General features: G+C 66.0%; 8 protein-coding genes. 5 read left to right on the top strand and 3 right to left on the bottom strand.

The features are described from left to right. Positions 1-1761: sigma-54-dependent Fis family transcriptional regulator (locus V6M48_RS09060; protein ID WP_332812217.1), on the top strand; the 1761-nt coding region annotated here is incomplete at its 5' end. A gap of 43 nt (positions 1762-1804) precedes the next feature. Here the strand turns inward: V6M48_RS09060 and V6M48_RS09055 are convergent. The 3 genes from V6M48_RS09055 to V6M48_RS09045 all read right to left on the bottom strand — a co-directional run bounded on the left by V6M48_RS09055 (position 1805) and on the right by V6M48_RS09045 (position 4366). Further along, entirely contained in the window at positions 1805-2983 is a 1179-nt protein-coding gene (locus V6M48_RS09055; RefSeq protein WP_332812216.1) for an aromatic ring-hydroxylating oxygenase subunit alpha, read from the bottom strand. Between the two features lie 103 nt (positions 2984-3086). After that, positions 3087-3884, bottom strand: a complete 798-nt coding sequence (locus V6M48_RS09050) for an enoyl-CoA hydratase-related protein (RefSeq protein WP_332812215.1) — start codon at positions 3882-3884, stop codon at positions 3087-3089. A gap of 17 nt (positions 3885-3901) precedes the next feature. Further along, positions 3902-4366 carry a flavodoxin family protein gene (locus tag V6M48_RS09045; RefSeq protein ID WP_332812214.1) on the bottom strand — a complete coding sequence of 155 codons (465 nt, stop codon included), beginning with the start codon at positions 4364-4366 and terminating at the stop codon, positions 3902-3904. A gap of 67 nt (positions 4367-4433) precedes the next feature. Here V6M48_RS09045 and V6M48_RS09040 point away from each other — a divergent pair, with 67 nt between their 5' ends. From V6M48_RS09040 to V6M48_RS09025, 4 genes are all read left to right on the top strand, one after another. Beyond that, positions 4434-5303, top strand: a complete 870-nt coding sequence (locus V6M48_RS09040; protein WP_332812213.1) for a shikimate kinase — start codon at positions 4434-4436, stop codon at positions 5301-5303. Between the two features lie 62 nt (positions 5304-5365). Continuing rightward, positions 5366-7105, top strand: coding sequence for a 2,3-epoxybenzoyl-CoA dihydrolase (boxC, locus tag V6M48_RS09035; RefSeq protein WP_332812212.1), 1740 nt, complete (start codon positions 5366-5368; stop codon positions 7103-7105). Between the two features lie 19 nt (positions 7106-7124). Then, on the top strand, positions 7125-8519 hold the full coding sequence (gene boxB, locus V6M48_RS09030) for a benzoyl-CoA 2,3-epoxidase subunit BoxB (RefSeq protein WP_332812211.1): 1395 nt from the start codon (positions 7125-7127) through the stop codon (positions 8517-8519). Between the two features lie 120 nt (positions 8520-8639). After that, positions 8640-8845 (top strand): AMP-binding protein (locus tag V6M48_RS09025; RefSeq protein WP_332812210.1); only part of this gene is annotated, 206 nt, incomplete at its 3' end.

The raw sequence follows: 8845 nt of genomic DNA, 5'->3' as shown, positions 1-8845 counted from the left end.
TTCGACATACCCGACATCCGCGACCTCGCCGCGCATCTGCGCTTTTCGCCGAACACCGGGCGGATCTGGCTCGACGACAATCGGATGCTGCTGATGCACAGCCGCTCCTTGGGGGCGCTGCGCCAGGAGCTGGTCGAGACGCTCGGGCTTTCGGCGGCGCGCGCGCTGATGATGCGCATGGGTTATGCGTCGGGCGCGCAGGACGCCGAAATGGCGAACAAGGTCCGCGGCGGCTCGTTCAACGACTTCTTCCTCGCCGGGCCGCAGCTGCACGCGCTCGAGGGGCTCGTCCGGGTCGAGGTCGTCCAGATCAAGGCCGATGTCCCGTCGGGACAATTCTTCGCCGACTGCCTGTGGCATGACAGCTGCGAGGACGAGGTCCATATCGCCGCCTACGGCATCGGCAGCGAGCCCGCCTGCTGGATGCAGATCGGTTATGCCTCCGGCTACACCTCGGTCTTCATGGGGCGGCCGATCCTCTACCGCGAGGTCGAATGCCGCTCGACCGGCCATGACGTCTGCCGGATTATCGGCAAGCCGGTTTCCGAATGGGGCGATGAGGCGCAGGACGATCTGCGCCACCTCCAGCCGCAATCGTTCGTCAACCAGGACAGATTGTCGGTGTCGCGCGCCACTACCGCAGCCCCGGTCGCACCGCTTGGCGGCGATGAGAGCGGCGCGGCAGTTCCGACAGCCGGCGGCTGGAAGAAGATGCTGGTCGGCGCCTCGACCGGCTTCAACGTCGTCTGCCACACGCTCGAAAAGGTCGCCGGCACCATCGCCACCGTGCTGCTGCTCGGCGAAAGCGGGGTCGGCAAGGAGATTTTCGCCCAGACCCTGCATCGCATCTCGAAGCGTGCCGATGCTGCCTTCGTCGCGGTCAATTGCGCCGCCATCCCCGAGCATCTGCTCGAGGCCGAGCTGTTTGGGGTTGAGAAGGGGGCGTTCACCGGCGCCGTCACGTCGCGCCCGGGCCGCTTCGAACGGGCGAACGGCGGCACCTTGTTCCTCGACGAGATCGGCACCTTGACCCTGCCCGCGCAAGGCAAATTGCTGCGCGCGCTGCAAGAGCGCGAGATCGAGCGGGTCGGCGACGGCAAGACCCGGTCGGTCGACGTCAGGGTCGTCGCCGCGACCAACGAGGATTTGCGGGATTGCGTGCGCCGCGGCCTGTTCCGCGAGGATCTCTTCTACCGGCTCAATGTCTTCCCGATCCGCATCCCGCCGCTGCGCGAACGGCGCGCCGACATCCCTTTGTTGATGGACTATTTCCTCAAGCAATTCTGCGAGCGCCACTCGAAGAGCATCTCGGGCTTCACCCAGCGCGCGATCCACGCCCTTTATTCCTACGAGTGGCGCGGCAACGTCCGCGAGCTCGAGAATGTGATCGAGCGCGGCGTGATCCTGGTGCCGGACGGCGAGCCGATCGACGTCTTCCACCTATTCACCTCGGGCGAGCGGCTCGACAGCGACATGCTCGAAATGTCGGGCGATGGCCGCTTGAACGTCTGCCATTCCGAGCCGGCGGGCATGGCGGCCGACATGCAGGTCGGCGGGAGCGCGGTCGATCTGGCGCTCGACCGGCTGCTCGGCTCGGAGCTGTCGCTCGACGATCTCGAGGAAGAATTGCTGCACGCCGCGGTGCGCAAGGCCGGCGGCAACATATCCGAAGGCGCGCGGATGCTCGGTATCACCCGTCCGCAGCTCGACTATCGTCTCAAGAAGAGCGCCCAGGCTAGAGCGGCACGCGGCGCCGCTTAAGCTTCGGCGCGCGGCTGAGCCGGGCTTCTGCGCCGCGCGGGGGTTACGCCGCCGCGCGTTCGAAGCCCATCACCTCGCGATAATATTCCCAGCGCCGCAGCTGCCCAGTCTCGTCGTTCTGCAGCATCTCGCTGGGGATCGAATCGCGGTCGGTGACGCCTTTCTGGAAGATCGCGTTGCCGGGCGTCTTGTTGCCGATGTGGACGCGATGGAAGATCGACGCATCCTCCATGCTGATCAGCCCGCACGGCCCGAGCAGGTTGGAGCTTTGCCGCAGGCGGTGAAGCGCCATCTCGTCGTCGTCGTCGGCGTGCGCATAATAAGCATAATGGACCTCGACCTTCTCGGTCGAGATCGGCATCGCATAGCGGAAGTTGATCACGTCGAGATGCTTGACCGCGCCGAACGTCGGGAAAATGTTGACGATGCGCGATCCGACCGCCGGATCCTGGCCCTTGAACGCGATGATCGACGGATCCTGCAGCACATTGTGGCCGCTCGCTACTGCGAGCGCTGCCTCGAAGCCAATATGGCCGCGCTTGGTGGCATTATATTGGCGCCCGTTGCCGCCCTGCCAGTTGAGCAGTTTGAACGCCTGGTGGAGCAACGGCGCGTGATAGCCGTCATTGTCGGTATAGGCCTTCCAATTGCTGTCGTAGCGCACCTTCTGGTAGCCGAGCAGCTTCAAGCGTCCGTCGCCGCCCATCAGCGCGGCGAAGGTCGGCTTGAGCTCGCCGAGGAACTCGTCGAGCGATTCGGTGTCGGGCGACATGGTGACGAAGATCAGCCCGAGAAAGCTCTCGGTGCGCGGTTGGGCGAGCGGATAATCCTTGCGGTCGAAGCCGGGCGAGAACTCACGCTCGTTCGAACAGCCGATCAGCTTGCCCTCGGTGCTGAACAGCCAGCGGTGATAGGGGCACTCGAACTCCTTCTTGTTGCCCATCGGCGCGGTCTCGACCTGGTTCCCGCGGTGCGAGCACGAATTGTAGAACACCCGCACCACGCCGTCCTGGCCGCGCGCGATCAGCAACGGCACGCCGGCGAGGTTGCTCGTCTTATAGTCGCCGTTGTTCGGCACCTCGCTCTCATGCGCGACCGGATGCCATTCGGGGCCGTAGAAGATACGCTCGAGCTCGGCCTGGTAGATGTCGTCGCGAAAGAACACCTCCTTGGGCACTTCGTTGTGATTGTGCGGCCAGAGAAGCTGCGGGCTCGACGCCATATCGACTCTCCTATGTGTTCCGTGCTCGGAATTTCCTGCCTTCATTAGCCGAAGACGAGACGATTGGAAAAGGCGGCGCGGCGCGGGCCGTGGCTTTTCCGGGTCAGCGAAAGCGCGGCGGGCGCTTTTCCGCGAAGGCCGCGACCGCATCGCGATAATCGTCGGTCGCGCCGAGCCGCCGCTGCATCGCCGCCTCGCCGGCGAGCGCCGATTCGAGCGAACCCAGGAAGGCGGTGCGCATCTGCTGCTTGGTCGCAGCGAGCGCCTCGCGCGGCCCCTTGGCAAAGGCTTCGGCGAGAGCGTGCGCCTCCTGCGCGAGCGCCTCGTCGGGCACCGCCCGGGATATCAGCCCGATCTGTTCGGCCCTTGCGGCGTCGACCGCTTCGCCGGTGAGCGTCAGCGCCAGCGCGCGACCAGGGCCGACCCGGTGCGGCAGGAACCAGCTCGTGCCGGCGTCGGGCCCGAGCGCGACCCGCCCGAAGCCGAACACGAATTGCGCCGACGCGGCGGCGAGTGTGACGTCGCAGCCGATCGCGAGCGCCGCCCCGGCGCCGAACGCCATGCCGTTGACCGCTGCGATGACGGGGACCGGCAGCGCCGCGATGCGCAGCACCAGGCGATTGTAATGAAGTTCGAGCAGCTCGCCCAGGTCAGGCGGTGTGCCGGCATCGAACGCTGCGGCGCGATCACCCAGATCCTGGCCCGCGCTGAACGCACGGCCGGCGCCAGTGATGATCAAGGCGCGGATGGCGCCGTCCTGCTCGATCCGGTCGAAAGCCGCGCGCAAAGCCTCGTGAAGCGCGAGGTTGAACGCGTTCAGCCGTTGCGGGCGATTGAGCGTGATCGTCGCGACCTTGCCATCGATCGCGAGCAGCGCCGCCGGCTCGGCGTCACCGGCCACTGGACCAGCCACCGGGCTCAGGCGGCGAGCTTGAGGGTTGCGGCCCAGCGCGCCGCCCAGGCGGCGGCTTCATCCTCGGCAAGCGTTCCCGAGCAGGCGTCGTGGCGCTCGAGCGGGGCGATGCGGATCGCCCCCTTGCTTTCGAGCAATTCGTCCCAACGCTCGCCGGCCCGGCAGAAGGTGTCCGAGAAGGTTCGGTCGCCGAGCCCGAAGACGAGGAATTTCTTGCCCGCGAGGCTGTCGCATCGTTCGATCGATTCGAACAATGCCTGGCCGTTGTCGGGAATCTCGCCATGGCCGTAGGTCGAGGAGACGATCAAGATCGTGTCGAAGCCGGCAAGCGCTTCGACGTCGAGCCCATCCATCCGCCGCGTCTCGTTGGCGGCACCGACTGAGTCGAGCGCGGCGGCGATCTCCTCGGCGCAAATATCCGCGAGGCCGGTGACCGATGCGACGAAAATTCCAATCCGCTCACTCGACATTGGGGACTCCCGGAAATATAGTTCGAATGCTTATATGTAATATATAGCAGTTTTGCAAGAGGCCAAGATGGCTCAGCCAAGAGCAGAAATCGCGGAGGGGGGTGCGGGCGAGGTCGGCCAGCGGCTTCGCGCCGCCCGCGCCAAGGCCGGCCTGACGCGCCGCCAGCTCGCGACCTTGTCGGCGACATCGGAGCGTTATCTTGCCCATATCGAAGCCGGCACCGCCAACCCCACCGTCGGCGTGCTGGCCGCGCTCGCTGGCGCGCTCGAGCTGGCGGTCGCCGATCTGCTCCCGCTCGGCGGCGAGCGCAGCGCGATCAGGGCCGAAGCGGCCGCGGCGCTGCGGCGCCTTCCCGAAGTGCGGCTGCCGGCCGTGCTCGAAACCCTGCAGCAGCCGGCGCCTTATGATCAATCCAAGGCCCGCCGCTTGGTCCTGGTCGGGCTGCGCGGTGCCGGCAAATCATCGCTGGGGACGGCGCTGGCGGAGCGGCTTGGCGTGCCGTTCATCGAGCTGTCGAAAGAGGTCGAGCGCGCCTATGGCGGCGAGATGCGCTTCCTGATCGAGTTTGGCGGTCCCGGTGCGCTTCGCCGCTACGAGCATAAGGCGTGGGAGGAAGTGGTCGCACGGCACGAGGCGGCGGTGATCGCCACGCCCGGCGGCATCGTCGCCGATACGGGCCTCTACGACCGGATCCTGCAGAGCGCGCACAGCGTCTGGCTCGAAGCCTCGCCCGACGAACATATGAGCCGGGTGATGGCGCAAGGCGACTTCCGGCCGATGGCGAGCAACCGCAATGCGATGGACGATCTCAAGGCCATTCTCGCCGCCCGCTCGCCCGATTATGCGCGCGCGGAGGCGCGGCTCGACACGTCGGCGCAGGATTTCGACGCTACGGTCGACTGCCTCGAGCGGCTGGCTGTCGAGCTGTTGAAATGAATTATAATTCTTGCAGTCCAATAAAATGATCTATAGTGCAGATCGGTCTCAGGAGCATCGCCATGGCCACCAATCTTGCGCCCGCCCCCCAGTCCTCGCCCGTTAAATCGGCCGACGCCACGAGTGCCTCGGCAGCGGACGAGCGCCCGCTGTTCACCTATGAGCGGCAGGGCGGCGCGTGGCGCCATTGGCAGCTCAGCATCGACGGGCGGGTCGCGACCGTTGCGATGAACGTCGATCCCGATGGAGGGCTGGTCGAGGGCTACAAGCTCAAGCTCAACAGCTACGACCTCGGCGTCGACATGGAATTGTACGACATCGTCCAGCGGCTGCGGTTCGAGCATCCCGAGGTCGGCTGCGTCGTCCTCACGTCGGCCGCTGAGCGCATCTTCTGCTCGGGCGCGAACATCTACATGCTCGGCCAGTCGAGCCACGACTGGAAGGTGAATTTCTGCAAGTTCACCAACGAGACCCGCAACGGCTTCGAGGACAGCTCGGCCAGCGGCAGCCTCAAATTCCTTGCCGCGGTCAACGGCACTTGCGCCGGCGGCGGCTATGAGATCGCGCTCGCCTGCGACGAGATCTTGCTGGTCGACGATCGTTCCTCGGCGATCTCGCTCCCCGAGGTTCCGTTGCTCGCGGTCCTGCCCGGCACCGGCGGCCTGACGCGGGTGGTCGACAAGCGCAAGGTGAGGCGCGACCTCGCCGACGTCTTCTGCACCTCCGAGGAAGGCGTGCGCGGCCGGCGCGCGAAGCAATGGGGGCTGGTCGACGATATCGCGACGCCAGGCCGCTGGGCCGAAGCGGTCAAGGCGCGCGCCGATCTACTCGCCGCGCAATCGCGCCGGCCGGCGGCGGCGCAGGCTGGCGTTGGCGTCGCGTTGACCCCGCTCGCGCGGACGATCGATGACGAAGGCTATCATTACAGTCAGGTCGACGTGCGCTTCGATCGCACGCGCCGCTTCGCCACGATCTGTGTGTCCGCCCCCGAAGGCAGCCCGCCCGAGGGCGGCGAAGCGATCCACGCCGAGGGCGCGGGCTTCTGGCCGCTCATTGTCGCGCGCGAGCTCGACGATGCGATCCTGATGCTGCGCACCAACGAGCCGACGCTTGGCCTGTGGCTGCTCGAGACTCGCGGCGACGGCGCCAAGGTGCTTGCTTATGATGCGGCGATGGCGGCCGCCGCCGATCATTGGTTCGTCAACGAGGTGCTCGGCATGCTGCGGCGGACTTTGTCGCGGCTCGATGTCTCGTCGCGCTCGCTCTACGCCATCGTCAAGCCGGGCTCGGCGTTTGCCGGAACGCTCGCAGAATTGCTGTTCGCGGCCGACCGCAGCTACATGATCGAGATGCTGTCCGATCCGGCCGATGGTCCGGTGATCCAGCTCGGCGAGGCCAATTTCGGCTTCTATCCGATGGCCAACGGCCTCGGCCGCCTTGCCAGCCGCTTCCAGGGTGCGCCGGAGCGGCTCGACGAGCTGCGCGAGGTCGCGCGGACGCCGATCCCGTCGGGGGAGGCGCATGACCTCGGCCTCGTCACCTTCGCGCCCGACGACATCGACTGGGACGAGGAAGTGCGGATGGCGATCGACGAGCGCGCGAGCCTCTCGCCCGATGCGCTGACCGGAATGGAGGCGAGCCTTCGCTTCGCCGGTCCCGAGACCGTCTGGTCGAAGGTGTTCGGCCGGCTCTCGGCCTGGCAGAACTGGATCTTCATCCGCCCCAATGCGGTCGGCGAGGGCGGGGCGCTCAAATTGTTCGGCACCGGCCGGCGCGCCGATTTCGACGTCAAGCGCGTCTGATCTTTCCAGGAGAGCCGTGATGGCGATCGATTATCAATCCCGTATCCCCAACAACGTCGATCTGTCGACCGACCGCGGCCTGCAGCGCGCGCTCGAGCACTGGCAGCCGGCCTTCCTCGATTGGTGGAAGGAGCTCGGGCCGGAGCTCTATCAGGATCATGAAATCTATCTGCGCACCGCCACCTCGGTCGATGCCAAGGGCTGGGCGAGCTTCGGCTATGTGAAGATGCCCGACTATCGCTGGGGAATCTTCCTCGCCGACAAGCAGGAGGATCGAAAGATCGGCTTCGGCGACTATCGCGGCACGCCGGCCTGGCAGCAGGTCCCGTCCGAATATCGCTCGATCCTGCGGCGGCTGATCGTCACCCAGGGCGACACCGAGCCAGCCTCGGTCGAGCAGCAGCGCCTGCTCGCGCTGACCGCGCCGTCGCTCTACGACATGCGCAACCTGTTCCAGGTCAATGTCGAGGAGGGCCGCCACCTCTGGGCGATGGTCTATCTGCTCCATGCTTATTTCGGGCGCGACGGGCGCGAGGAAGCCGAGGACATGCTCTACCGGCACTCGGGCGACATCGACAATCCGCGCATCCTCGGCACGTTCAACGAGCCGATCGACGACTGGCTGTCGTTCTTCATGTTCACTTACTTCACCGATCGCGACGGCAAATATCAATTGAAGTCGCTCGCTGAATCGGGCTTCGATCCGCTCGCCCGGACCTGCAAGTTCATGCTCACCGAGGAAGCGCATCACATGTTTGTCGGCGAGACCGGCCTCGGGCGGGTGATCAAGCGGACGCTCGAGGAGATGCAGAAGCAGGGCGACGATCCGGTCGCGCTGCGCAAGGCGGGCGTGGTCGATCTGCCGCTGATGCAGCGCTACATCAATTTCTGGTATTCCTCGGCGCTGGACCTGTTCGGCTCGGAAATCTCGTCGAACGCCGCCACCTATTTCGCCAACGGCCTCAAGGGCCGCCCCGACGAGGACAATTTCGCCGATCACGACGCGAGCGAGACCGTCGAGACGCTCGACACGCCCGACGGCCCGCAGGATGTGGCGACCCGCAACGCGATGAACTACATTACCCGCTCAGCCTATGTGCGCGATTGCGAGATCGGCCTGACGCGCTGGAACCGGACGATCGCCAAGGCGGGCTTCGACGCCGCGCTTCGGCTCCCCTCCGAGCGCTTCAACCGCAAGGTCGGGCTTTGGGCGGGTGCCGATCTCGGCGTCGACGGAACCCCCGCCTCGCGTGCCGAGATCGAGGCGGCGCTGCCGAGCCAGTCCGACCGCGACTATGTGAAATCGCTGATGGTGCCGGTGCGCGAGATCGGCAAGATTGCCAACTGGATCGCGCCGCCCGATCGCGGCATCAACAACAATGGCGTGGATTTCGAATATGTGAGGGCTGCCTGAGGAGCAAAAGCTTGGAGCAAGGCTTGCTGATGACGAACAGCTGCGCTCCTATGCCGGCCCGTCGCTGGAACGAGACGCCTTGAACGGCGCGAGGGAGGGGAACGGACATTGACAGCGGACATGGATAGCAGCAGCGCGCGGACGATCGCCGACCTTCCCGAACGCTTCAACGCCGCATGCGATCTGCTCGACCACAATGTCGCCGAACGCGCGGATAAAGTGGCGGTGATCGATCGCGACGGCCGCACCACTTACGGCGATCTCGCCGACCGAGTCGCGGCGATGGCGGCGGTGTTCGGCGCGCTTGGCGTGCGGCGCGAGCAGCG

Source organism: Sphingomonas sp. (assembly GCF_036677245.1).
Classification (GTDB): Bacteria; Pseudomonadota; Alphaproteobacteria; order Sphingomonadales; family Sphingomonadaceae; genus Allosphingosinicella.
The sequence above is the reverse complement of the archived record's forward strand: the minus strand, read 5'-3'. Positions and strand labels throughout refer to the sequence as shown.